The 23,170-nt window shown below is 69.5% G+C and carries 22 protein-coding genes and 2 pseudogenes; 14 read left to right on the top strand and 10 right to left on the bottom strand.

Features of this window, described 5'->3' with window-relative positions:
• Both pstC and ACIBB8_RS09755 read right to left on the bottom strand, forming a co-directional pair.
• A complete protein-coding gene (gene pstC, locus ACIBB8_RS09760) occupies window positions 1-1,005 on the bottom strand; it encodes a phosphate ABC transporter permease subunit PstC (RefSeq protein WP_398950253.1) in 1,005 nt (334 codons plus the stop codon).
• Window positions 1,006-1,066: 61 nt separating this feature from the next.
• On the bottom strand, window positions 1,067-1,447 hold the full coding sequence (locus ACIBB8_RS09755; protein ID WP_398950251.1) for a hypothetical protein: 381 nt from the start codon (window positions 1,445-1,447) through the stop codon (window positions 1,067-1,069).
• A 258-nt stretch (window positions 1,448-1,705) separates the two neighbouring features.
• On the opposite strand from ACIBB8_RS09755, the pseudogene larC reads away from it, so the two are divergent.
• A pseudogene (gene larC, locus ACIBB8_RS09750) lies at window positions 1,706-1,927 on the top strand (nickel insertion protein); the annotation flags it as partial.
• A 42-nt stretch (window positions 1,928-1,969) separates the two neighbouring features.
• Here larC and ACIBB8_RS09745 read toward each other — a convergent pair.
• Entirely contained in the window at window positions 1,970-3,415 is a 1,446-nt protein-coding gene (locus tag ACIBB8_RS09745; protein WP_398950249.1) for an NCS2 family permease, read from the bottom strand.
• 274 nt (window positions 3,416-3,689) lie between these two features.
• On the opposite strand from ACIBB8_RS09745, the gene ACIBB8_RS09740 reads away from it, so the two are divergent.
• Together ACIBB8_RS09740 and ACIBB8_RS09735 are read left to right on the top strand one after the other, a co-directional pair.
• Entirely contained in the window at window positions 3,690-4,367 is a 678-nt protein-coding gene (locus ACIBB8_RS09740; protein WP_398950247.1) for a helix-turn-helix domain-containing protein, read from the top strand.
• A gap of 426 nt (window positions 4,368-4,793) precedes the next feature.
• A complete protein-coding gene (locus tag ACIBB8_RS09735; protein WP_398950245.1) occupies window positions 4,794-6,299 on the top strand; it encodes an FAD-dependent monooxygenase in 1,506 nt (501 codons plus the stop codon).
• A gap of 128 nt (window positions 6,300-6,427) precedes the next feature.
• On the opposite strand, the gene ACIBB8_RS09730 is transcribed toward ACIBB8_RS09735, so the two are convergent.
• Window positions 6,428-7,021, bottom strand: a complete 594-nt coding sequence (locus tag ACIBB8_RS09730; protein ID WP_398950243.1) for a hypothetical protein — start codon at window positions 7,019-7,021, stop codon at window positions 6,428-6,430.
• 230 nt (window positions 7,022-7,251) lie between these two features.
• Here ACIBB8_RS09730 and ACIBB8_RS09725 point away from each other — a divergent pair, with 230 nt between their 5' ends.
• Together ACIBB8_RS09725 and ACIBB8_RS09720 are read left to right on the top strand one after the other, a co-directional pair.
• Window positions 7,252-7,863 (top strand): TetR/AcrR family transcriptional regulator, encoded by a 612-nt coding sequence (locus ACIBB8_RS09725; RefSeq protein WP_398950240.1) that lies wholly within the window; start codon window positions 7,252-7,254, stop codon window positions 7,861-7,863.
• Window positions 7,860-9,047, top strand: coding sequence for a DMT family transporter (locus ACIBB8_RS09720; protein WP_398950238.1), 1,188 nt, complete (start codon window positions 7,860-7,862; stop codon window positions 9,045-9,047). Before ACIBB8_RS09725 ends, ACIBB8_RS09720 begins: the two co-directional genes overlap by 4 nt.
• On the opposite strand, the pseudogene ACIBB8_RS09715 reads toward ACIBB8_RS09720, so the two are convergent.
• Together ACIBB8_RS09715 and ACIBB8_RS09710 are read right to left on the bottom strand one after the other, a co-directional pair.
• Window positions 8,961-9,854: pseudogene (locus ACIBB8_RS09715) on the bottom strand (cytochrome P450); the annotation flags it as partial. The gene ACIBB8_RS09720 and the pseudogene ACIBB8_RS09715 overlap by 87 nt on opposite strands.
• 849 nt (window positions 9,855-10,703) lie before the next feature.
• Window positions 10,704-11,378, bottom strand: coding sequence for a PH domain-containing protein (locus ACIBB8_RS09710; protein WP_398950236.1), 675 nt, complete (start codon window positions 11,376-11,378; stop codon window positions 10,704-10,706).
• A 134-nt stretch (window positions 11,379-11,512) separates the two neighbouring features.
• Between ACIBB8_RS09710 and deoC the strand changes: the two genes are divergently transcribed.
• The 3 genes from deoC to ACIBB8_RS09695 are packed head-to-tail and all read left to right on the top strand — an operon-like array spanning window position 11,513 to window position 14,806.
• Complete coding sequence (gene deoC / locus ACIBB8_RS09705) at window positions 11,513-12,475, top strand: deoxyribose-phosphate aldolase (RefSeq protein WP_398950234.1); 963 nt, start codon at window positions 11,513-11,515, stop codon at window positions 12,473-12,475.
• 5 nt (window positions 12,476-12,480) lie between these two features.
• Window positions 12,481-13,920, top strand: coding sequence for an aldehyde dehydrogenase family protein (locus ACIBB8_RS09700; RefSeq protein ID WP_398950231.1), 1,440 nt, complete (start codon window positions 12,481-12,483; stop codon window positions 13,918-13,920).
• Window positions 13,910-14,806, top strand: a complete 897-nt coding sequence (locus ACIBB8_RS09695; protein ID WP_398950229.1) for an aldehyde dehydrogenase family protein — start codon at window positions 13,910-13,912, stop codon at window positions 14,804-14,806. The genes ACIBB8_RS09700 and ACIBB8_RS09695 overlap by 11 nt, the downstream gene beginning before the upstream one ends.
• Window positions 14,807-14,875: 69 nt before the next feature.
• Here the strand turns inward: ACIBB8_RS09695 and ACIBB8_RS09690 are convergent, their stop codons facing one another.
• Entirely contained in the window at window positions 14,876-15,283 is a 408-nt protein-coding gene (locus ACIBB8_RS09690; protein WP_398950227.1) for a hypothetical protein, read from the bottom strand.
• Between the two features lie 64 nt (window positions 15,284-15,347).
• Here ACIBB8_RS09690 and ACIBB8_RS09685 point away from each other — a divergent pair, with 64 nt between their 5' ends.
• Entirely contained in the window at window positions 15,348-16,055 is a 708-nt protein-coding gene (locus ACIBB8_RS09685; RefSeq protein WP_398950225.1) for a uridine kinase, read from the top strand.
• 342 nt (window positions 16,056-16,397) lie between these two features.
• On the opposite strand, the gene ACIBB8_RS09680 is transcribed toward ACIBB8_RS09685, so the two are convergent.
• Window positions 16,398-17,186 (bottom strand): SigE family RNA polymerase sigma factor, encoded by a 789-nt coding sequence (locus ACIBB8_RS09680; protein WP_398950223.1) that lies wholly within the window; start codon window positions 17,184-17,186, stop codon window positions 16,398-16,400.
• Window positions 17,187-17,367: 181 nt separating this feature from the next.
• On the opposite strand from ACIBB8_RS09680, the gene afsQ1 reads away from it, so the two are divergent.
• The 5 genes from afsQ1 (at window position 17,368) to ACIBB8_RS09655 (ending at window position 21,186) form a co-directional block, all read left to right on the top strand.
• Window positions 17,368-18,045, top strand: a complete 678-nt coding sequence (gene afsQ1 / locus ACIBB8_RS09675) for a two-component system response regulator AfsQ1 (RefSeq protein WP_208857454.1) — start codon at window positions 17,368-17,370, stop codon at window positions 18,043-18,045.
• Window positions 18,042-19,580, top strand: a complete 1,539-nt coding sequence (locus ACIBB8_RS09670; RefSeq protein ID WP_398950221.1) for an ATP-binding protein — start codon at window positions 18,042-18,044, stop codon at window positions 19,578-19,580. The genes afsQ1 and ACIBB8_RS09670 overlap by 4 nt, the downstream gene beginning before the upstream one ends.
• Window positions 19,577-20,203, top strand: a complete 627-nt coding sequence (locus ACIBB8_RS09665) for a hypothetical protein (RefSeq protein WP_398950219.1) — start codon at window positions 19,577-19,579, stop codon at window positions 20,201-20,203. The genes ACIBB8_RS09670 and ACIBB8_RS09665 overlap by 4 nt, the downstream gene beginning before the upstream one ends.
• A gap of 71 nt (window positions 20,204-20,274) precedes the next feature.
• Window positions 20,275-20,829: a VanZ family protein gene (locus ACIBB8_RS09660; RefSeq protein ID WP_398950218.1), complete on the top strand. Its 555-nt coding sequence runs from the start codon at window positions 20,275-20,277 to the stop codon at window positions 20,827-20,829.
• Between the two features lie 153 nt (window positions 20,830-20,982).
• Window positions 20,983-21,186: a PspC domain-containing protein gene (locus ACIBB8_RS09655; RefSeq protein WP_398950216.1), complete on the top strand. Its 204-nt coding sequence runs from the start codon at window positions 20,983-20,985 to the stop codon at window positions 21,184-21,186.
• A gap of 270 nt (window positions 21,187-21,456) precedes the next feature.
• Here ACIBB8_RS09655 and ACIBB8_RS09650 read toward each other — a convergent pair whose 3' ends face one another.
• Entirely contained in the window at window positions 21,457-21,810 is a 354-nt protein-coding gene (locus ACIBB8_RS09650) for a hypothetical protein (protein WP_398950214.1), read from the bottom strand.
• Window positions 21,811-21,944: 134 nt separating this feature from the next.
• Entirely contained in the window at window positions 21,945-23,099 is a 1,155-nt protein-coding gene (locus ACIBB8_RS09645) for an adenosine deaminase (protein ID WP_398950211.1), read from the bottom strand.
• Window positions 23,100-23,170 lie beyond the last annotated feature (71 nt).

The raw sequence follows: 23,170 nt of genomic DNA, 5'->3' as shown, positions 1-23,170 counted from the left end.
TCATTCACTCGCCGCGCCGGACCGGCTGCGGGCGACGATCGACGACGCGGCGAAGTTGACGACGAGAGTCATCAGGAAGAGGGCGAGGCCCGCGGCCATCAGGGCCGACATGCCGAACTCGCTGGCCTCGCCGTAGCGCAGGGCGATCAGCGCGGCGACCGAACTCGCCCCGTTCTGCAGCACATGCCACTGGATCACGAAGACCGGCGAGATGATCAGGTAGACCCCGATCGTCTCGCCGAGCGCCCGGCCGAGCCCGAGCATGGTGCCGCCGATCATGCCGCCCTTGCCGAACGGCAGGACGACGCTGCGGATCATGCCCCAGCGGGTGGCGCCCAGCGCGTACGCGCCCTCGCGCTCACCGACCGGTGCCTGTGAGAAGACCTCGCGCATCACCGAGCAGGCGATCGGCGCGACCATCAGCGCCACGACGACCCCCGCGACCAGCGTCGACGAGGTGTAGACGGTCTCCGGGGCGAGCGGGTCCGACGGGTCCGCGCCATCCACGCGGAAGAGCGGGATCCAGCCCAGATAGGTGGCGATCCAGCGGGCGGTGGGAAGGATCTTTCCCTCGAAGAAGAACAGCCCCCACAGCCCGTAGACGACGGACGGCACAGCCGCCATCAGGTCGACGACGCTGATCAGCGTCTGCCGTAGGCGGGGCGGCGCGTACTCGGAGATGTACAGCGCCCCGCCGATCGCCAGCGGTACGGCGACGGCAACGGCCACCAGCGCGATGAGTACCGTCCCGACCAGCACGGCGGCGATCCCGAAGCGTCCGGCGTCCGGCTCCCAGGCCTGCGTCGTCAGGAACGACCAGCCGGCCCGGGACAGCGCCTGCCAGGCCCGGTAGAGCAGAAACCCGCCGACCAGCAGCATGACCGCGAGCACCAGCCCGCCGCCGCTGCGGGCCACCCCCCGGAAGACGCGGTCGGGCAGCCCCGGGTCCGCGTACAGCCTCCGAGGCAGGTCCTGCGCCTCGGCCCCACTCGTATCTCTCGTCACGCGGTCGACGCTGGCGGCGCGTCATGGACATGCGCGCTCCGAGGTGTGAACGAGGTGTGCCCTAAAGGCAACTTCCGGTGAGGCCTCCCAGCTCACCGAGCAGCGTGCGGAACCGTTCGTACGCCGCCCGGCAGGTCGAGTGCCGTTCGTACGCCCGCGCCGAGACGACGGTGGCCCGGCCGTCCCGGTCGCGGAGTAACCACACCCAGCCGTTGCCCTCCGGTGCGTGCTGCACCCCGCCCACTAACTCCTGCTGACCGGCACACAGTTCCTCGAACGCGGCACGGCACGTGCCGTACTCGCCGTACGAGAGCGCGGAGACCGCGACCACGCGACCGTTCTGCGCGATCATCCGCCAGCCGTATCCGCCGTCCATGTCGATGTCGATCCGGCAGCGCGCACCACTGGTGTCCGCTCTGCCGGAACCGTCGGCGTCCGTCATCTCGCCCCACCCCCCGCCGCCCGCATCGGAAGTCGGGGCGGCACGCGCAATGTATGGAGACGGACGTGACCAGTGGGACCGGAAACCGGCGACGCGGTCGGCTTTCACGCGGAAGTTGCCCGTAGGGCGCCCCTCATACACGGGGGTGTTCCCGGCGCGGGGGCTGTTGCGACGCGGGCGCCGGGTTGCCGGTGGTGCAGACGGCGGTCGCGGCGGTGATTCCCCGAAGCGCACGGCTGTCGCGGACGGAGGTTCACCGCGAGCCGGGTCTCGCTCGGGTCCGGCCGGGTGCGGGCGGTGCACGGAGACATCCCGGTGCCGGTGCCCGTGGTCCTCGAACTGTCCACGGGCCGACAGCTGATGAGCCTGCCTTCGGCGGCGCGGGAGTCGCACCGGCGAAGGCAGGCAGCGGCCTCCCGGCCGGCGGGGGACGTCCCGGCGATCAGGCGGACGCGATGTGCTCACACACTCCGTCGCTGATCGTGGGGCGTCCCCCGCTCTGTTTCGGTTCCACCACGTCGGCTACTTGACGTTGAGCAACTGCTCCAGCGGGTCGATGGCGAAGTAGACGAGGAAGAGCGCCGCGGTGCCCCAGAGCAGCCAGTGGACTTCGCGGGCCTTGCCCAGGAACGCCTTGATGACCACGTAGGCGACGAAGCCGGCGCCGATGCCGTTGGTGATGGAGTAGGTGAACGGCATGACGGCGATGGTCAGGAAGGCGGGGATGGCGAGTTCGTACCGGTCCCAGTCGATGTGTTTGACCTGGGTCATCATCAGGAACCCGACCGCGATGAGGGCGGGGGCCGCAGCCTGGAGGGGCACGATGGTCAGAACGGGGGTGAAGAAGAGGGCGAGGGCGAACAGGCCGCCGGTGATGAGGTTGGCGAAGCCGGTGCGTGCGCCTTCGCCGACACCGGCGGCGGACTCGATGTAGGTGGTGGCGGACGAGGCGGAGGCGGCGCCGCCGGCGACGGCGGCTGCGCCGTCGATGAGCAGCACACGGCCCAGACCGGGGACCTGGCCGCGCTCGTCGAGGAGTCCGGCTTCGGCCGTGACGCCGACGACGGTGCCCATCGTGTCGAAGAAGTCGGACAGGATGAGAGTGAAGACGAGCAGGACGACGGTCAGCACGCTGACCTGACCGAACGAGCCGAACAGATCGAACTTGCCCAGGAGTCCGAAGTCGGGCGCGGCAACGGGCTTGTCGGGCAGCGAGGGCTCGGTCAGGCCCCAGGACTTGATGTCGGCAATCCCGTTGATGACGACGGCGACGACGGTCATCACGACGATGCTGATGAGGATGGCGCCCTGCACCTTGCGGGCCAGGAGGATCATCGTCATCAGCACGCCGAGACAGAAGACGAGCATGGGCCAGCCGGTGAGGGCGCCTGTGCCGATCTGCACGGGCACGGTGGTGTGCGCGGCGTCCGGGATGCGGGTGACGAAGCCGGCGTCCACGAAGCCGATGAAGGCGATGAACAGGCCGATGCCGACACTGATGGCTTGTTTGAGAGCTTGCGGAATGGCGTGCATGATCGCCTCACGCAGGCCGGTCATCACCAGTACGCAGATCAACAGGCCTTCGAGCACGATGAGGCCCATCGCGTCGTCCCAGCTCATCAGAGGGGCGATCTGGAAGGCGGTCACGGCATTGAGACCCAGGCCCGCGGCCAGAGCGAGCGGCAGGTTGCCACCCACACCCATGATCACGGTCATCACGGCGGCCACCAGGGCGGTGGCGGTTGCCAGTTGACCGGCGTCCAGCTGGTGGCCGAACTTGTCCTCGGTACTGCTGAGGATGATCGGGTTGAGTACGAGGATGTACGCCATGGTGAAGAAGGTGGCGAACCCGCCGCGTATCTCACGGCCGTACGTCGAGCCGCGTTCGCCGATGCGGAAGAACCGGTTGAGCGGGCCACCGGGTCTGATTGTCGGCGTTTCGGCCGGGCCTGTCGTGCTGGTGTGCATGACTGCGTCTCCTGGACCTGCAAGTACGAGGGAATATGGCAGTGGCGCCGGAAGCGTGTGTCAGTCGGTTGTACGAACACACGTACGGCGCCTTGCGAGCGGATCATACGCGGCAGGAACGTGATCTCAATTGCTTTAGGGAAAGCATTAGTTGACTTTCCAGGACCACCCCTTGTCGGTTCCTCCAAAATCACCGGCGACCTATCCAGTCAAACCGGGATGCGGGCGACAGCAGCCATGGAGTTCACCCCGGGTGACTCCCTACTCTCGTTCCGTGCATCCACCGCTCCCCTTCAACGCGCGCGCCGCCCGCATCCTGCGCGAGAAACTCGGGATGGCCCCCGGCCACGTCGCTTACGGCATGCGCGCCTCCTACGGCACGACCCACATCACCCCCGACCACATCACCGCGTGGGAACGCGGCACCGCACTGCCCACCGCCAGCGAACTCACCGCCCTGGCCGGTGCCCTGTGGTGCAACCCCCGCGAACTCATGGGCGCTCCCCGCACCCTGCGTGAACACCGTCTCGCCCACGGACTGGCCGTCGAGGACGTCGCCCGCGCCACCGGCCTCACCCTCGACGCCTACCACCAGATGGAAGAAGCCGGCCAATGGACGGGCGACAAACGACAGTCCGCCAAACTCGGCGCCGTCCTCAACCTGCCCCCGCGCGACTTCATCGCCGTCACCGGCCTGGAGGACGAACTCGCCCGCCTCCTCACCGATGCCGTATCCACCCGCTGGCAGGCCCACATCCGCGCCATCGCCCGCCTCATCTCCATGGAACGCCGCGACCTGCAAGACCCCCTGCGCGACATGCACCACGAGTACCAGACCCTCATGGCCGCCACCCTCAGCCGAGCCGGCGGCACCACCGCCTCCGGCGAAAACGGGAGACGCTACATCGACGACATCGTCAACCACTTCTGGGCCCGGCTCCCGGAGCACTAGGAGGGTCCGAAAGTCCCGCCTGCCTGGCGACGCCTGGCACACACGCTCGCTGCGTTGTCGGGCTCGCCCCGATACGACCGGTATCGGGGCGAGCCTCCGCCTTGCGATCGCACGCACCGGACGACACTCCTCACGGGGCAGACATTGCCGGTCACGGTCACGGCACTAACTGCTCCGCAGAAGTTCAAGGACGGGCTGACGCCACCGCGATCGGCCCGTCATCGCATGACTACGGTCGAAAGCCCCCGCCGATCACCCTTGCGTGTAGGCAAGGTGGTTCGGCCATGCATCCGGAAGCCGCTGACCGTGCGGTTCCGGGGCACCGGCGGAGGTAGTGGCAACACTCATTGGCGGCCCGCCCGCGGCCGCGCCACCGATCCGGATCTCGCGGTGCGGCGCCCCCGATCGGGGTTGACACTCGGAAATATGAACACGACGGACATGTCACCAAATGTCTCTTCGAACTCACACGGGGCACCGGACGCCGACGTTTTGGTGGTCGGGGCCGGTCCGACCGGCCTCCTGCTCGCGGGTGACCTCGCCAAGTCCGGGGTCAGTGTCACACTGTTGGAGCGACGCGACCACGAATCCGATCTGAGCCGCGCCTTCAGCCTCCATGCGCGAACCCTGGAGCAGCTCGACGCCCGAGGCCTGGCCGACGGACTCCTCCGTATCGGTACACCGACCCGGGCGCTGCATCCGTTCGGCCGTCTCAGTATCGACTTCTCCAGGCTGCGAACGCGCTTCCCTTTCATCCTCACCATTCCTCAGTGGCAGGTCGAGCGGGCCCTGCTGCGCCGGACCGAGGAAGCGGGAGCCACCATCCTCCGTGGGGCTCGGGTCACCGGGCTACGGCAGGACCCGGACGGCGTTGACGTGGACGTGCGCCATCCGGACGGCACCATGGCCACGCTTCGGGGCCGTTACGTCGTCGGTGCGGACGGGGCGGGCAGCACCGTCCGGCAGAGCCTGGGTATGCCGTTCCCCGGGAAGTCGGCCATTCGCTCCGTGATGTTGGCTGATGTGCTGCTCGACCGCGCCCCTGATGAGATCTTCAAGTTCAGCTCGAATGAAGAAGGTTTCACGTTCTTCGCACCGTTCGGGGACGGCTGGTACCGGATCGTCGCCTGGGACCGGCGTGAACAGGTGCCTGAGGATGCGCCGATCGCCTTGGAGGATGTCCGGGACATCACCAGACGAACGATCGGCGACGACCTCGGGATGCACGACCCGCGGTGGCTTTCCCGCTTCCGCAGCGACGAGCGGCAGGTACCCCACTACCGGCAGGGACGAGTGTTCCTCGCGGGCGACGCCGCACACGTCCACTCGCCCGCCGGCGGCATGGGTATGAACACCGGGATCCAGGATGCCGCCAACCTTGGCTGGAAACTGGCAGCCGTCCTGCACGGCTGGGCTGGTGACGCACTGCTGGACAGCTACCACGCGGAACGTCATCCGGTGGGGCGCATGGTCCTGCGCATCAGTCACGCACTCCTCACGGCCGTCGCCGCCGGGTCACCTCTGATCCGCGCGTTGCGGGCCGCACTGGCTACCGTCGTGCACCAGTTGGTCGTGGTGGAGGCGCGCGCATCACGCGGCATTTCCGGCATCGGGATCACCTACCGGGCACCCCGCGGCTCTCATCCGCTCGTCGGACGCCGGGTACCGGACCTCCGCCTGGCAGAGAAACCGGCCCGGCTTTATGAGGCACTGCGGGAGGGCAAGTTCGTGCTGGTGGGCCGCGCTGTCGCTGCGGTTGCCACGCCGTGGGCGGGGCGAGTGGTGACAGTCTCCCCGGCGACCGGTCTGCGCCCGACCCTCCTGGTCCGGCCCGACGGCTATGCCGCGTGGGCGGCCCAGGACCCCGACCCGAACGAGGTACGCAATGCCCTGACGCAGTGGCTGGGCTCGGTGGACCGCCAGGGAGCGTGAACGGGCTTCCCGGTCTCGTGGGCATTGCGCCACAGGATCTGCTCAAGCCCGGCCAGTCCCTCCACCCGGCGTGGTGCAGGCCCGCATCTTCCAGGACGCGTGAAGGGAGGCCAGGCCCCGGCCAAGCGTCAGTTCTTGACCGGCCACTCCAGCGGGTCGTTGTAGAAGCCCTGGCTCAGTTCGACCGCGGCGGCCTTCTGGCCCTCGGGGATGAGGAAGGCGGTACAGATCTTCTCCGACTGTCCCGGGCTCACCTTCTTCCCGGTGTCGGGCGCCGGGCAGTTCGGCCACTTGGCGTCACCCATGATGACGATGAGGGCCTTGGTGCGCTCGCCCTTGTCCGTCTTGACGACCAGGTCGTCATCCATGTCGCCGACTTCCATGGGCTTGCCGCTCTTATGGGTGAGGGTGGACAACACATACACGGGGACCTTGGGGGCCTCGTCCTTGTCCTTCTCCAGGCCGGAGTTGTCCATGTCGGCCTTCGTTCCGGTCTGCACCTTCGTGGGCGTGACCGTGAACGTGCTGCCCTTCGAGTTCTGCATGGAGCTTTCCTGCGGCGGACTGGCCTCGCCCAGACGGTAGGTCGTCTTGTCCTTTGACGAGGAGGAGCTGGAACTGCGCCCGCTCTTCCCCGAATCAGAGTCGTTGCAACCGGTCAGCACCACGGCCAGCGCCAGGGCACCCACCGCCGCCGGCACAGCACGATTCCACGTGCGCATATCTTCTTCGATCTCCCCGTTGAAACATTCCCGTTGCCCGGCCGGGCGGCAAAGCCCCCGCAGCCGGGGCATGTTCGAGCGCACGATCTTGCCAGATGGGCACCGTTCGCTCGCGGGAAGGGCTACCTGCTGCACCGGATCATCACAGTCGCGCCCTGTCGGCAACATCCACTGGCAGCATCCAAACGATTAGGTAGACTGGTCTACCTAATCGTGAGAGAGGGAGCAGCATGACGGACGCGAGGGCTTCCGGGAAGCAGCCGGGAAAGCGGCGGCAGGGGCCTGCGCGCGGGCGGATTCTTGAGGCCGCGGCGCGACGCTTCTACGCCGACGGTGTGGCGGCGACCGGGATCGACACGATCACCGCCGAGGCCGGTGTGGCGAAAATGAGCCTCTACAACAACTTCACCTCCAAGGCCGACCTCGTCTCGGCCTACCTCCAGGCCCGGCACGAGGAGTGGCTCGGCCTCTACCGGCGGCGTCTGGCCGGCGCGCAGGGCCCGCGGGAGGCCGTACTGGCCGTCTTCGATGCCTACGCCGACCATGCCGGCCTCGCCTACGAGCACGGCTTCCGCGGATGCGGGCTGCTCAACGCGGCCGCCGAGCTGCCCACCGGACACGAGGGCCGGACGGTGGTGCGCCACCACAAGGAGGAAGTCGAAAGCCTGCTCGCCACCCACCTCCAGGAGCTGCTGCCCGGCCAGGACGAGAAGGCCGGCGCCGCAGCGGAACACCTGGCGTTCCTGCTCGAAGGGGCCATCGTGCGCGCGGGCCTCGAAGGAGACGACGTACGCATGCGGCGCGCACGCGACATGGCGGCGCGCCTGGTGGACGGCCTGTGACGGGGCGCGCCGGTCACACGGCGGCCGGACCGGGGGCGGGCGCACTCGCCGTACTGCTGGCCTCGGTGCTGTGGGGCACCACAGGCACTGCGGCGACCTTCGCACCGCAGGTGGGGCCGCTGGCGATCGGCGCCGCCGCGATGGGCCTGGGCGGTCTGCTGCAGGCTCTGGTGGCCGGGCCTCGCATCGCGCAGGCCCGCGCGGCGCTCAGGGCGCAGTGGCGGATCGTGCTCGTCGGGGGATCGGGCGTGGCCCTGTATCCGCTGGCCTTCTACACCTCCATGCATCTGGCCGGTGTCGCGGTGGGAACGGTCGTGTCCATCGGCTCGGCCCCACTGGCATCGGCCCTGATCGAGCGGATCATCGACCGGCGGCGCCTGTCCCGGCGATGGATGGCCGGTGCCGCCCTGGGGCTGGCCGGCACCGTGCTGCTGTGTGCGGCCGAGGCCGCCCAGGGCGGTTCCGGAACCGGTACGGGCTCTGCCGGGCAGACCGTCGCCGGGGTGGGGCTCGGGCTGGTCGCGGGCGTGACGTACGCCGTGTACGCGTGGGCCGCGCACCGCCTCATCACACGCGGCATCACCTCACGCGCGGCCATGGGAGCGGTGTTCGGACTCGGCGGGCTGATGCTCGTGCCGGTGCTGTCGGCCACCGGCACACCGCTGATCGCCTCCTGGACGAATGCGGGCGTCGGCCTGTACATGGCGCTGGTGCCGATGTTCACCGGGTACGTCCTGTTCGGGTTCGGCCTGTCCCGCATCCCCGTCAGCACCGCGACGACCCTGTCCCTGCTGGAGCCCGCCGTAGCGGCTGTGTTCGCGGTCCTGGTCGTGGGCGAACACCTGCCCGCCCTCGGCTGGGCCGGGATCGTGCTCGTCATCGCCTGCCTCGGTGTGCTGACCGTCCCCGGCCGGCGCGACCCCGCGGCCGTCGGACGCGGCCTGTCACTGAAAGCAGGGCCGCCCTCAGCTGCGCACGGTGGCACGCAGGCGCAAGCCGACAGTTGCGAGACCTTCGAAGGTGGTGACCTGGTAGCCGGGTTCCGGCCCGGGCGGCTCGCTCACGTGGTAGCGGCGGGCGGTCTGCGCGGTCAGGAGCGTCAGCATCGCCATGGCCAGAGCGGCTCCCTCACAGCCATGCGGCCCGGTGCCGAAGGAGAGGAAGACCCCGGGTTTCGCCGGTGAGCCCGAATCATCGAGCCAGCGCTCGGGCTGGAACTGGTCCGGTTCGGAGTGTTCCCGTGCGTCGCGGTGAGCGGTGTAGGGGCAGACGAGAACGGTGGACCCGGCGTCGATGGTGTAGTCGGCCAGCTGAGTCCGTCGCGTGGCGCGCCGGGTCAGCAGCCAGCTCGGGGGGTGCAGTCGGAGCACCTCGCGTACCAGTGCCTGGGTGTATTGCAGGCTGTCGAGGTGGGTGCTGGTCGTCGCAGCCGGGTCCGCGGGCAGCAAGGCGGCTTCGGCCGCGACGCGGTTCGCTGCCTGGGGGTGCCGGGCCAAGTAGAGCAGGATCCATCCGGCTGCCCGGGAAGGCGTCTCGAAGGTGGCGACGGTGATTCCGGGGAGAGTGTCGAGGATGGCCTCTTCCGGCAGTAGGCCGTGGCGGGAGGAGGGCCGGAGCATCTGTCCCAGCACGTCGTCACCGAGCCGGCCCGATGAACGGCGCCGGCGGACGATGGGCCGCAAAGCGTTGGTGAAGGCGACTTGCTGCCGTGTGCGGAACCGCCGTGCCGGTGTGGGGATCCAGCGCGGCCATGCCCAGCGCGAGGGGCGTACGAGCACCTCCCGGGCCAGGAAGAGCCGTGAGGCAAAGGGCAGCAGGGTGGGAGCGTCTTCGGAGAAGAGGTAGTGCACGCCGATCTCTGCCAGGGTGCGCCGGACCGGGGGCAGAATCTCGACGTCCTGGCCCGTGGGCCACTGGTCAGCAAATCGAGCGGCCCTGGGCGCGATCTCACCGATCCGGGCTGCAACCGCCTGCGCGCGTAGTCCGCGCATGCGGGCGGCGTGAGCGTGCGCACGCTCCTCAGCCGTCGGTGCTCCGCTCGACCGCTTCAGCGGTGGGAAGAGAGGCGAGGATGCCTTGAAGAAGTCCTGCGCGCGACGCAGGACTTCTTCACATGGCCCGGCCGTAGCGGCTACGTAGACACCCGGCTCCAACTGCCAGACGTCCCCGCACTCCTCAGCACCACGGCGCGCCAGTCCCAGCCGGTCGCGGCTCCAGGCCGCGAAGCCGCCTTCGGGCAACCGCGGTGGCTCATTCATTCGGCCCATGAGATCGTCCCCGACTCTCGTACCTGTCCAGGCCGATATCGTCGACAGCGTGACTGGGAGCCTGCGGGCGCCCGGGGGCACCCGCAGTGCGGTCAGCCCTCGTCGTCGCCGGCGTACGCATCCCATTCATGGGCCCCGTACGCACCGTAGTGGCGGGTGAAGGACAGCTTGCCGAGCAGCTTGGCGATCATGATGCACTCCTGTCGCCTGTCTGAGCCCTCCCGGCTGAGGGTTCAGTAAAGAGGTTCCCGCCAGCACCAAATGCCACGCATGCCATGTTTCCACACATGCCACATATGTCACGTTCAGGGCGTCAGTCGCACACATGGATATGAGGCACGTACGTGCGGGCTGGGCCCGCAAGCCGGTCAACGTCGCCCTGGTGCCGAGCGAGGGCCTGGCCGACGGGTTCCGGCTCATGGTCGCGCCGGTGATCCTCAGCGGCGGAAAGGCGATCTTCCCCGACGGGGGTGTGCTGCGCACAGCCGGTCTCCACGGTCACCGGCGAGCACGGGTGCACGTACCGGCCGGTCTCCGAGGGACAGGCCGGGAGGACGGGGCTGCTCTGCGGCCTCAGCCCGTCGCGAGCAGCACCACCAGCGCCACCGCGCCCACCACCGCCGGTGCGATCAGTTCGTACGCCCAGCGCACCGAGACCAAGGATGCCGAAGGCTCCGAAGTCGCCGCGGACTTCGACGACTCCCCCGGACCCGCGCCCGCCTTCGCCCGCTCCACCAGCTCTCGCAGGTCCGCCATGGTCTGGTCGGCCGCCGCCATCCGGGACGTGGTGTCACGGACGTCCGCATGCACGGAAGTGCGGTCGTACGGGTCGTCCAGCGACCGCTGGGACTGCTGCCTGACCGCCTTCTTCCGCTGGCGCATCGACACCGGCACCGCCCACAGCTGATACGTGGTGCCGTCCTCGGTGAACAGCTCGCTCGAATACCCGGCCCGCAGATCCGCGACCGCGGTCCACGGCATCGTGATCGTCCGGAACGGGTTACGGATCTTGATGCGCCGATCATTGGCGAAGACGACGGGCCGCAGCGTGAACGCGACGATCAGCGGCACAGCCGTCAGCAGCCCGGCCAGGGCCAGCCACGGCACCCGCCCGTCACCCCTGATCAGGGCATCCACGCCGAGCCAGCCGACCATCAGGAGCAGCAGGACACCGCCCACCATCCCGGCGGACGACCGGAAGGTCCGGTCGGCGTAGGTCGGCTCGGTGGGAGGTGTGGGGCTCGTCATGAGACCGATTCTGCCTGACGTGCACAAGCCCCGCCGAAGCGGCCACCCCGCACCCGGACGGCACCGCACCCCCACGCCGGTGCCCCTCCCCCTATACAGGTCGCTACGCGCGTAGATATGCTCTCCTGGTGACCATGCCCACCACTGCACCCGCATTCTCCGACGCCACCGCGTCCGACAGTGCGCTGCGCCGTTTCCTGCACGGGCTGCCCGGCGTCGACGCCGTCGGCCTCGAAGCGCGCGCCGCGTCTCTCGGAACCCGCTCGATCAAGACGACGGCCAAGGCGTACGCCATCGACCTCGCCGTCTCGATGATCGACCTGACGACGCTGGAAGGCGCGGACACCCCGGGCAAGATCCGGGCTCTCGCCGCCAAGGCCGTCAATCCCGACCCGACCGACCGCACGACCCCGCGCACCGCCGCGGTCTGCGTCTATCCCGACATGGTGGCGACGGCCGCCGCCGCGCTGGCCGGTTCCGGCGTGAAGGTGGCGTCCGTCGCGACGGCCTTCCCCGCCGGGCGCGCCGCGCTCGACGTGAAGCTCGCGGACGTCCGCGACGCCGTGGCCGCCGGTGCCGACGAGATCGACATGGTGATCGACCGGGGCGCCTTCCTCTCCGGCCACTACCTCAAGGTGTATGAGGAGATCCTCGCCGTAAAGGCCGAGTGCGTCCGCGCTGACGGCACCGACGCCCGCCTCAAGGTCATCTTCGAGACCGGCGAGCTGTCCACCTACGACAACATCCGCCGCGCCTCCTGGCTCGGCATGCTGGCGGGCGCGGACTTCATCAAGACGTCGACCGGCAAGGTGGGGACCAACGCCACGCCCGCGAACACCCTGCTGATGCTGGAGGCCGTGCGCGACTTCCGGGAGCAGACCGGGGTGCAGATCGGTGTGAAGCCCGCCGGCGGCATCCGCACCTCCAAGGACGCGATCAAGTTCCTCGTCCTGGTCAACGAGACCGCCGGCGAGGACTGGCTGGACAACCACTGGTTCCGCTTCGGCGCGTCGAGTCTGCTCAACGACCTGCTGATGCAGCGCCAGAAGCTGGCCACGGGCCGCTACTCCGGCCCCGACTACGTGACGGTGGACTGATCCCCATGGCATCTGCATTCGAGTACGCCCCCGCCCCCGAGTCGCGCTCGGTCGTCGATATCGCGCCCTCGTACGGCCTCTTCATCGACGGCGAGTTCACCGACGCGGCCGACGGCAAGGTCTTCAAGACGGTCTCGCCGAGCAGCGAAGAGGTGCTCTCCGAGGTCGCGCAGGCCGGAGCCGCGGACGTCGACCGGGCCGTGAAGGCGGCCCGCAGGGCATTCGAGAAGTGGTCGGCGCTGCCGGGCTCCGAGCGCGCCAAGTACCTCTTCCGGATCGCCCGGATCATTCAGGAGCGCTCCCGCGAGCTCGCCGTTCTCGAAACCCTCGACAACGGCAAGCCGATCAAGGAGACCCGTGACGCGGACCTCCCGCTGGTCGCGGCGCACTTCTTCTACTACGCGGGCTGGGCCGACAAGCTGGACCACGCTGGCTTCGGCGCGAACCCGCGCCCGCTCGGCGTCGCGGGCCAGATCATCCCGTGGAACTTCCCGCTGCTCATGCTGGCGTGGAAGATCGCCCCTGCGCTCGCCACCGGCAACACCGTGGTCCTGAAGCCCGCCGAGACGACCCCGCTCTCCGCGCTCTTCTTCGCGGACATCTGCCGCCAGGCGGGGCTGCCGAAGGGCGTCGTGAACATCCTCACCGGGTACGGCGACGCGGGCGCGGCCCTCGTCGAACACCCGGACGTCAACAAGGTCGCCTTCACCGGCTCGACCGCGGTCGGCAAGGCCATCGCCCGCCAGATCGCGGGCACCGACAAGAAGGTCACCCTGGAGCTGGGTGGCAAGGGCGCCAACATCGTCTTCGACGACGCACCGATCGACCAGGCCGTCGAGGGTGTCGTCACCGGCATCTTCTTCAACCAGGGGCAAGTCTGCTGCGCGGGCTCGCGCCTCCTCGTACAGGAGTCGATCCAGGACGAGCTGCTGGACTCCCTGAAGCGCCGGCTGTCCACGCTGCGCCTCGGCGACCCGCTGGACAAGAACACCGACATCGGTGCGATCAACTCCGCGGAGCAGCTCTCCCGCATCACGGCACTGGTCGAGACGGGCGAGGCGGAGGGCGCCGAGCGCTGGTCCGCCCCGTGCGAACTCCCGTCCTCCGGCTACTGGTTCGCCCCGACGCTGTTCACGAACGTCACCCAGGCGCACACCGTCGCCCGCGACGAGATCTTCGGCCCGGTGCTCTCCGTCCTGTCGTTCCGTACGCCGGACGAGGCGGTCGCCAAGGCCAACAACAGCCAGTACGGCCTGTCGGCCGGCATCTGGACGGAGAAGGGCTCCCGCATCCTCGCGGTGGCGAGCAAGCTCCGGGCGGGCGTCGTCTGGGCCAATACGTTCAACAAGTTCGACCCGACCTCGCCGTTCGGCGGATACAAGGAGTCGGGCTTCGGCCGCGAAGGCGGCCGTCACGGCCTGGAGGCGTACCTCGATGTCCGATAACCGTCTGAGCGTCTTCAAGACCTACAAGCTGTACGTCGGGGGCAAGTTCCCCCGCTCCGAGAGCGGCCGGGTGTACGAGGTGACGGACTCCAAGGGCACGTGGCTGGCGAACGCCCCGCAATCCTCCCGCAAGGACGCACGGGACGCGGTCGTGGCCGCCCGCAAGGCGTTCGGCGGCTGGTCGGGCGCGACAGCGTACAACCGCGGCCAGATCCTCTACCGCATCGCGGAGATGCTGGAGGGCCGCAAGGACCAGTTCGTACGGGAAGTGGCGGACGCGGAGGGGCTGTCGAAGTCCAAGGCGGTGGCCGTCGTGGACGCGGCGATCGACCGCTGGGTCTGGTACGCGGGCTGGACCGACAAGATCGGCCAGATCGTGGGCGGGGCGAACCCGGTCGCGGGCCCGTTCTTCAACCTGTCCACGCCCGAGCCGACGGGCGTGGTCGCGGTCGTCGCGCCGCAGAAGTCGTCGTTCCTGGGCCTGGTCTCCGTCGTCGCGCCGGTGATCGCGACCGGCAACACAGCGGTCGTCATCGCGTCCGCCGACGCCCCGCTCCCGGCGCTGTCCCTGGGCGAGGTGCTGGCCACCTCCGACCTGCCGGGCGGTGTGGTGAACATCCTGTCCGGGAAGACGGCGGAGCTCGCGGCCCCGCTCGCATCCCACCAGGACGTGAACGCGATCGATCTCACGGGCGCCGACGCCGGTCTGGCGAAGGAGCTGGAGATCGCGGCAGCGGACAACCTGAAGCGCGTCCGTCGCCCCCAGGCTGTGGACGGAGACGACTGGTCGGCGGACCCGGGCACGGACCGCCTGACGGCGTTTCTGGAGACCAAGACGGTCTGGCACCCCACGGGTGCGCTCGGCGCCTCGGGTTCGTCCTACTGACCGTCGCGGCTGCGGCCCGCCCTTCCGGCAACACCGCGGAGGGGCGGGCCGCAGCCCTGTGCGCCGGGATCAGCCGTGCACCGGCCCCGTCACCTGCCCCACCAACGGCTGGTCGTTCAGTGCACCACCACTGCTCAGCGGGTCGGTGACGGTGCCCGTGGTGACCGGCTTGAAGTCGGCGATCTGCGTCCCCACCCTGTTGCTCAGCGGGTCCACTCCCGTCTTGGCCAGCGGGTCGAGCTGAAGGTTCGTGGCCGGAGAGACCCCGTGCCCGAGTGCCCCGGTCACCGCACCCCCGGTCGCCTCACCGACCGCGTCGAGGCTGCTGTCGGCGCCCGGGGCCGGAGCGATGGGCAGCGGCGCCGCCTGGGCCGCCGCACCCCCCGCCGCACCGAGCGCCGCGCCCACCGCGGTGACGGTCAGACCTGCGCGCAGCAGCGCGCGGCGCCGGGACCTGGAAAGTGCATGTCGTGCCATGGAGTTCCCACCTGATCGGTACCGATCGAGTAATCATCTGCATGCGTAGAGTAGTTGAGGTGTGATGCTGGATACCAACACGGGCACCGGGGGATCCCCTGCGCGGGCCAATGCCTCACACTCGTGTCCTGTGAGTTCCCAACCGATCCCGACCCGCGTCGTGCTGCTCGCGGGCCCCTCCGGCTCCGGCAAGTCCTCCCTGGCCGCCCGCACCGACCTTCCGGTGCTGCGCCTGGACGACTTCTACAAGGAGGGCGACGACCCCACACTGCCGCTGGTACCGGGCAGTTCGGACATCGACTGGGACTCCGCACAGTCCTGGGACGCGGATGCGGCGGTCGCCGCCATCACGGAGCTGTGCCGCACGGGGCGTACCCACGTCCCGGTGTACGACATCGCGACCAGCTCCCGGATCGACCGCGAGGCGTTCCACATCGAGCGGACGCCGCTGTTCGTGGCCGAGGGCATCTTCGCGGCGGACATAGTCGAGCGATGCCAGGAACTGGGTGTCCTGGCGGACGCGCTGTGCCTGCGCGGCCGCCCGACGACGACGTTCCGCCGCCGGCTGCTGCGGGATCTGCGCGAGGGCCGCAAGTCCGTGCCGTTCCTGCTGCGACGGGGATGGCGGCTGATGCGCGCGGAGCGGCGGATCGTGGCACGGCAGACGGCGCTGGGCGCTCACCCGTGCGGGAAGCAGGAGGCGCTCGGGCGGCTGGCGGCAGCTGCGGCAGGGCGGTGCCGCCGGGCACCGGTGGCGCGCGAGGTGGGTTAGCCGGTCGGACGCCGGGGGCTCACGCGTCCGCAGCCTCAGGACCGGCCCCCTCCCAGGAGCGCGGCCACGGCCCATCCCGCGAGCACTCCCAGCCCTGCCCACGGGCCTGGTCGTCCCGGGCTCCCGGGACAGAGCCCCGGATCCAAGGCCATGGCGCGGCCCCGGACCGGGGTCCGGTAGCAAAGCCCCCGCGAGGCCCCCTGCCCTCCCCACGCCCGCCCGGGACGCACCGCAGGGCCGGACAGGACCCCCCGGCCCATCCGACCCCGCTGCGTTCCCCCGTAAGCCCGCTGCTTCCCCCCGGAGCAGCAGCCCCCGGATCCCCCGGTTCCCCCGCTGCCTTCAGGCCACCAGCTCGCCGAAGGACTCCTCCTCGTCACGGCCGAAGCTCAGCACCTCGTCCTCACGCAGCCGCCGCAGCGACCGCCAGATGCTCGACTTCACCGTGCCGACACTGATGTCGAGGATCGACGCGATCTCGGGGTCCGTGCGCCCCTCGTAGTACCGCAGGACCAGCATCGTGCGCTGGATTTCCGGCAGCCGCGCCAACGCCTGCCAGAGCACGGCGCGCAGTTCCGTACCGCGCATCGCGTCCGTGTCGCCCACCGTCTCCGGCAGTTCCTCGGTCGGGTACTCGTTCAACTTGCGTCGGCGCCACGCGCTGATGTGCAGATTGGTCATGGTGCGGCGCAAGTACCCGCCGACCGCCGCCTTGTCACTGATCCGGTCCCACGCCCGGTACGTGGAGAAGAGGGCGCTCTGCAGCAGGTCCTCGGCCTCGAACCGGTCACCGGTCAGGTGGTAGGCGGTTGCGTACAGGGAGGCGCGGCGCTCCTGGACGTAGGCCGTGAACGCCGCTTCGGCGTCCGAGCTCTCCGTCCGGGACGTCCGCTCCCCCGTGACCTCCCCGTACGCGGCTCCCCCGCCGACTGACGCAGGTGCGTCGACCACCGTCATGCAGGCCGTGTGCTGACGCCCGGCGCCACGAACGCACCCACGGCCGCCCCCGAGCTCTCGGTTCCGCTCGAGCAGGGAGGCACCCCCTCCGGTGCCGGACTTCTCGGTGCCCCTGCCGACGTCGTGGAGACGCGTGACAACTGCGCTTGTGGTCGTGCTGTGCAGTGCATTCATCCCGCGCCCCCCGTCGGTGGAGTCCGTCCGTTCCTTGTGCCAACGAGCTTGCCCGGGCTGTTTCATGGCGCTGTCCGCCGACTGTCACAGACCTGTCACAGGTCCTCCCACCGGTGCGCCGGACGTATGAGAGCGCTTCAAGTGTCGAACTGAAGCTCCACCATGGGCCAGAATGACATCCGTGCCTTTCCTGTTGCTGATCGAGGACGACGACGCCATCCGCACGGCCCTCGAACTCTCGCTGTCGCGCCAGGGCCACCGCGTGGCCACCGCGGCGACGGGAGAGGACGGCCTGAAACTGCTGCGCGAGCAGCGGCCGGACCTGATCGTGCTGGATGTGATGCTGCCCGGTATCGACGGTTTCGAGGTGTGCCGCCGCATCCGGCGCACCGACCAGCTGCCGATCATTCTGCTGACCGCGCGCAGCGACGACATCGACGTCGTGGTCGGACTGGAGTCCGGCGCCGACGACTATGTGGTGAAACCCGTGCAGGGCCGGGTGCTCGACGCCCGGATCCGTGCGGTGCTGCGCCGCGGTGAGCGCGAGTCCACGGACTCGGCGACGTTCGGGAGTGTCGTCATCGACCGTTCCGCGATGACCGTGACGAAGAACGGGGAGGACCTGCAGCTCACGCCGACCGAGTTGCGGCTCCTGCTCGAACTGAGCCGTCGCCCCGGACAGGCCCTGTCACGCCAGCAGTTGCTGCGGCTGGTCTGGGAGCACGACTATCTCGGTGACTCCCGGCTGGTCGACGCCTGTGTGCAGCGGCTGCGCGCCAAGGTGGAGGACGTGCCGTCCTCGCCGACCCTGATCCGTACCGTACGCGGCGTGGGCTACCGGCTGGACTCGCCTCAGTGAGTGCTGTCGCCAAACGCAGCCTGCTCGCCGGACTTCGCTGGACCAGTCTGCGGCTGCGGCTCGTCGTCGTGTTCGCACTGGTGGCGCTGACCGCCGCCGTGTCGGCCTCGGGAATCGCGTACTGGCTCAACCGCGAGGCGGTCCTGACGCGGACGCAGGATGCGGCGCTCGGGGATTTCCGGCAGGAGATGCAGAACCGGGCGGCTTCGCTGCCGCTGCGCCCGACCAAGGACGACCTGCAGAACACCGCGGTGCAGATGGCGAGCAGCAGCCCCGGCTACAGCGTGCTGCTCGTCGACAAGCGTGACGGCGGCAAGCCGATCGTGGGCAACTCCGATCTGGACTCGTTCACGCTCGACAACGTGCCCCTCTCGCTGCAGCGGCAGGTCAACCGGAAGCAGCCGGTGGAGGCGGGCAACAAGTACGCGTACCACCTGTTCTGGCAGCGGACCTCGATCCGCGGTACGCCGTACCTGGTGGCCGGCACGCAGATCATCGGTGGTGGTCCGACCGGCTACATGCTCAAGTCGCTCGACCAGGAACGGCAGGACCTCAACTCCCTTGCGTGGTCCCTGGGAATCGCCACGGCTCTCGCCCTGGTCGGCTCCGCGCTGCTGGCGCAGGCCGCCGCGACGACGGTGCTGCGGCCGGTGCAGCGACTCGGTGACGCGGCGCGGAAGCTGGGCGAGGGGAAACTCGACACCCGCCTCGTGGTGTCCGGCACCGATGAACTCGCCGATCTCTCCCACACGTTCAACAAGGCCGCGAGCTCGCTGGAGAAGAAGGTCGCGGACATGAGCGCGCGGGAGGAGTCCAGCCGCCGTTTCGTCGCCGACATGTCGCACGAACTGCGGACCCCGCTCACCGCGATCACCGCGGTCGCCGAGGTTCTGGAGGACGAGGCCGACAGCCTCGACCCGATGATCGCGCCCGCCGTGCATCTGGTGGTCAGCGAGACCCGGCGGCTCAACGACCTGGTGGAGAACCTGATGGAGGTCACCCGCTTCGACGCGGGTACCGCCCGGCTCGTCCTCGACACGGTCGATGTCGCCGACCAGGTCACCGCCTGCATCGACGCCCGCGCCTGGCTGGACGCGGTGGATCTGGACGCCGAACGCGGCATGATGGTCCGCCTCGATCCGCGCCGGCTCGATGTGATCCTGGCCAATCTGATCGGCAACGCGCTGAAGCACGGCGGTTCGCCGGTACGGGTCGCGGTACGGACCGAGGGCGACGAACTCGTCATCCAGGTACGCGACCACGGGCCGGGCATTCCCGAGGACGTCCTGCCGCACGTCTTCGACCGTTTCTACAAGGCCAGTGCCTCCCGGCCGCGTTCGGAGGGCAGCGGGCTGGGTCTGTCGATCGCCATGGAGAACGCGCACATCCACGGCGGTGACATCACTGCGGCGAACTCGCCGGACGGTGACGGCGCGGTGTTCGTCCTGCGGCTGCCGCGCGATGCCGAACGGCTCACCCGCACCGTGCAGGATCACGACGCGGAGGTCCAGGACGAGGAGGGAGACGCGACGTGACGCGCAGCAACCGTGGCAGGTGCCGGGCGCGCCGCTCGGCCGGGGCGCTGGCCGGCGCCGTCGTCTGTGCGGTGCTGGCCGCCGGGTGCGGGATCAGGACCACCTCGGTGCCGGTCGACGCCGGCGCCGCGCCGTCGCGGGTGCCGTGTTCGATGTCCGCGGAGGACGTCGGCACACAGGCGTTGAAAGGCATCCCGGTCCAGATATATCTGGTCTGCGCCTCGCAGCTGGTCACGGTGGACCGCGCGGTGCAGGTCCACGACGCGAAGTCGGACCGGATCCAGGTGGCGCAGGCGTTCCTCGACGAGCTGCAGCGGGAACCGGCCGTCGACGAGCGCCAGGCCGGCTTCTCCACGACCGTGCCGACGACGCTCCGGATCAGCGAGGCGCGCCGGGGCGATCCGGCGACCGCCCTGCGGCTCAGCGAGCAGCCGGAGGACCTGCCGTCGCAGGCGCTGGCGCAGATCGTGTGCACCTACGCGGAGAGCGAGTCGCTCGCCCCGGACGGCACGGTGATGCTCGGCGGACCGGGGAACTACCCGCCGCGTGGCTATCTGTGCACTTCGGAGACGAAGGCCCGGCCGAAGTCCGTGCCGACGCTCGCCGCGCTCAAGGTGCCCTGACGGCCTCCCCCGCCCGGGTTTCCTGGGGCGGGGGCGGAACCGATCCCGCCGGCAGGGGCGTCTTGGGGGGCGTGGGTCAAGGTTCGGACGGCCAGGCCGTCATCCGCTTCCGCGCGGCCGGGGGGTTCCTCCTCCTCGCGCATCTGCTGCTGGTCGGGTGGCTGACTCTGCGCCCGCTGGACGTCCCGTGGGTGACAGCCGCGAATCTTCAACCGCTCGCCGGCATCAAGGCGGACCTGGCCCTCGGCCCGGCCGAGGCGGCGCACCGGATCGGTGAGGGACTGCTGTTGCTGGCACCGCTGGGAGTGCTGCTGCCGATGGCCGGGGGCCGGCTCTACGTCTCCCCGTGGGCCTCGCTGGCGCGTACCGTCGCCGCCGGGTCGCTGATCTCGCTGACCATCGAGCTGGCGCAGACCGGAGTGCCGGGGCAGGTCGTCGACGTCGACTCGCTGCTGCTGAACACGGTCGGGGTGGCGTCGGCCCATCTGCTGGTGGTGCCGGTGTTCCGGAAGCGGCTGCGCCGCCGGAAGCAGGAGCAACTGGTGCGGGGAGCAATTCCCCGCCAGCGGGAGGAAGGCTCTCAGGGGTCGACCCCGACGATTTCCAGGGTCGGTATCGCACCGTAGAGCGACGCTTGCCCCCGTTCACGGAGCCACCATGGAGACATCGGGAGCACAACGGAGCTGCTCCCCGTGCCGTGACCGGCAATGTTTGCCCGACGCGACGGGGCAAAGCTTGCCGGGAGGGGCACTAGCAGACGGTTCACGAAGGAGCCCACCATGGCCGCACTTGCCCGCCCCCGTGACGGACGCATGATCGGCGGAGTGTGCGCAGCGCTGGCACGGCGCTTCGGCACGTCCGCCGGGACCATGCGCGTGATCTTCCTGGTCTCCTGCCTGCTGCCCGGCCCGCAGTTCCTGCTCTACCTGGCGCTGTGGCTGCTGCTGCCGGCCGAGAACTCGTCGGCGGCGACCGACTGGTAAGGGCTGTCCCGGAATCCCCGGTGGATCAGCGCACGGCGTCAGATGCGGTGCATCGCAAGGCGGAGGAGCGTCCTCATACTGGGTGTATTCGGACGTCTCGACAACGCAGCGAGGTGCCGTAGCTGTCGTCGTGCACCCACCAGGGATTGCGGGACGGCCCTTGGGGGGCGTCCGGCGGATCCTGGCCGGACATCCCCTGGTCCCTGGACGCACACGTGGGGCGGACACCCTGGCCGGGTGTCCGCCCCACGTGTGCGTGGGTGCGCGGGGTCAGCCGCCGAGCGGAAGACCGTTGGTCGACAGACCGTTGGCCTTCACACCGCCTGCGGGCAGTCCGCCGAGCAGGCCCCCCAGCGGTGAGGTGGCGTCGTGGACGACCTTCGTCTGACCGCTGCCGAGAAGCTTGGTGGCCGTGTCCTGGACCGGCACGCTCCGGGTGGCGGTCCCCAGCGCGGAGCCGAACGGGGCGCCTCCCTGCTCGAGCGGAGCCGAGAGCTTGGGGGTGGGCAGCGCGGACGCAGCGCCGACGGGCAGCGCGGACGCGGAAGCGGTACCGGCGGCGGCAGCGGCGAAAGCGGCGCCGAGAGCGGCGACACCGAGAGTCCTGGCAGCAGACTGCTTCATGTGGAATTCATCCTTGGAGAAGTGGATGTGAGCGGCTCTGCAAACTAGTCAGCCCACAACCCGTCCCGCAAACATGCCGGATAGGCCGAACGGCCGGGATTTGATCGTCCCGGCCGTTCGGCGCAGACCGCGAATCAGCCCGCGGGGGACGAAGAGCCGCTGGTCGCAGCGGTCTGCTCGAAAAGCCACTCGGACTTCAGCTCGGCATATCCGGGCTTGATCACGTCATTGATCATCGCGAGACGTTCATCGAAAGGAATGAACGCTGATTTCATCGCATTGACGGTGAACCACTGCATGTCGTCGAGCGTGTACCCAAAGGTCTCGGTCAGCCGCTCGAATTCCTGGCTCATGCTCGTACCACTCATCAGCCGGTTGTCCGTATTCACGGTGAGGCGGAAATGGAGCTTCCGCAGCAGCCCGATGGGGTGGTCGGCGTACGAGGCGGCGGCGCCGGTCTGAAGGTTGGAGGTCGGGCACATCTCCAGCGGGATGCGCTTGTCCCGTACGTACGAGGCGAGGCGGCCGAGCGTCACGCTGCCGTCCTCGGCGACCTCGATGTCGTCGATGATGCGGACGCCGTGGCCGAGGCGGTCGGCGCCGCACCACTGGAGCGCCTGCCAGATCGACGGCAGACCGAAGGCCTCGCCCGCGTGGATGGTGAAGTGGTTGTTCTCGCGCTTGAGGTACTCGAAGGCGTCGAGGTGGCGGGTGGGCGGGAAGCCCGCCTCGGCGCCCGCGATGTCGAAGCCGACGACGCCCTGGTCGCGGTAGCGGTTGGCGAGTTCCGCGATCTCCAGGGAACGCGCGGCGTGCCGCATCGCGGTGAGCAGGGCGCCCACCCTGATCCGGTTGCCGTCCCGACGGGCCCGGCGCTCGCCTTCGCGGAAGCCCTCGTTGACCGCCTCGACGACCTCTTCGAGGGTCAGCCCGGATTCCAGGTGCTGTTCGGGGGCGTATCGCACCTCCGCGTACACGACACCGTCCGCGGCCAGGTCCTCGGCGCACTCGGCAGCCACCCGGAACAGGCCGTCCCGGGTCTGCATGACGGCACAGGTGTGGGCGAACGTCTCCAGGTAACGCTCCAGCGAGCCGGAGTCGGCCGCCTCGCGGAACCAGATGCCGAGCTTGTCCGGCTCGGTCTCGGGAAGGGCTTCGTAGCCCGCGTCACGGGCCAGGTCGACAATCGTGCCGGGGCGCAGACCGCCGTCGAGGTGGTCGTGGAGCAGCACCTTGGGGGCGCGTCGGATCTGGTCGGTGTCGGGCACATGGAGGGTCGGGCTCATCATCTGGGCACTGTAGCGCCTACGCGCGTAGAGCGCTGCCCACCGATGCGTAACAGTGACCGCGAATAGGGGTG

Source organism: Streptomyces sp. NPDC051286, assembly GCF_044455345.1.
In the GTDB taxonomy this organism is placed as follows: domain Bacteria; phylum Actinomycetota; class Actinomycetes; order Streptomycetales; family Streptomycetaceae; genus Streptomyces.
The sequence above is the reverse complement of the archived record's forward strand: the minus strand, read 5'-3'. Positions and strand labels throughout refer to the sequence as shown.

What these genes read in the sequence shown, in the direction of transcription:
- ACIBB8_RS09755 (WP_398950251.1), bottom strand. Translation starts at nt 1,447, where the DNA reads ATGACGGACGCCGACGGTTCCGGCAGAGCGGACACCAGTGGTGCGCGC.
- ACIBB8_RS09745 (WP_398950249.1), bottom strand. Translation starts at nt 3,415, where the DNA reads ATGCACACCAGCACGACAGGCCCGGCCGAAACGCCGACAATCAGACCC.
- ACIBB8_RS09735 (WP_398950245.1), top strand. Translation starts at nt 4,794, where the DNA reads ATGAACACGACGGACATGTCACCAAATGTCTCTTCGAACTCACACGGG.
- ACIBB8_RS09730 (WP_398950243.1), bottom strand. Translation starts at nt 7,021, where the DNA reads ATGCGCACGTGGAATCGTGCTGTGCCGGCGGCGGTGGGTGCCCTGGCG.
- ACIBB8_RS09725 (WP_398950240.1), top strand. Translation starts at nt 7,252, where the DNA reads ATGACGGACGCGAGGGCTTCCGGGAAGCAGCCGGGAAAGCGGCGGCAG.
- ACIBB8_RS09710 (WP_398950236.1), bottom strand. Translation starts at nt 11,378, where the DNA reads ATGACGAGCCCCACACCTCCCACCGAGCCGACCTACGCCGACCGGACC.
- deoC (WP_398950234.1), top strand. Translation starts at nt 11,513, where the DNA reads ATGCCCACCACTGCACCCGCATTCTCCGACGCCACCGCGTCCGACAGT.
- ACIBB8_RS09700 (WP_398950231.1), top strand. Translation starts at nt 12,481, where the DNA reads ATGGCATCTGCATTCGAGTACGCCCCCGCCCCCGAGTCGCGCTCGGTC.
- ACIBB8_RS09695 (WP_398950229.1), top strand. Translation starts at nt 13,910, where the DNA reads ATGTCCGATAACCGTCTGAGCGTCTTCAAGACCTACAAGCTGTACGTC.
- ACIBB8_RS09690 (WP_398950227.1), bottom strand. Translation starts at nt 15,283, where the DNA reads ATGGCACGACATGCACTTTCCAGGTCCCGGCGCCGCGCGCTGCTGCGC.
- ACIBB8_RS09685 (WP_398950225.1), top strand. Translation starts at nt 15,348, where the DNA reads ATGCTGGATACCAACACGGGCACCGGGGGATCCCCTGCGCGGGCCAAT.
- ACIBB8_RS09680 (WP_398950223.1), bottom strand. Translation starts at nt 17,186, where the DNA reads ATGAATGCACTGCACAGCACGACCACAAGCGCAGTTGTCACGCGTCTC.
- ACIBB8_RS09655 (WP_398950216.1), top strand. Translation starts at nt 20,983, where the DNA reads ATGGCCGCACTTGCCCGCCCCCGTGACGGACGCATGATCGGCGGAGTG.
- ACIBB8_RS09650 (WP_398950214.1), bottom strand. Translation starts at nt 21,810, where the DNA reads ATGAAGCAGTCTGCTGCCAGGACTCTCGGTGTCGCCGCTCTCGGCGCC.
- ACIBB8_RS09645 (WP_398950211.1), bottom strand. Translation starts at nt 23,099, where the DNA reads ATGATGAGCCCGACCCTCCATGTGCCCGACACCGACCAGATCCGACGC.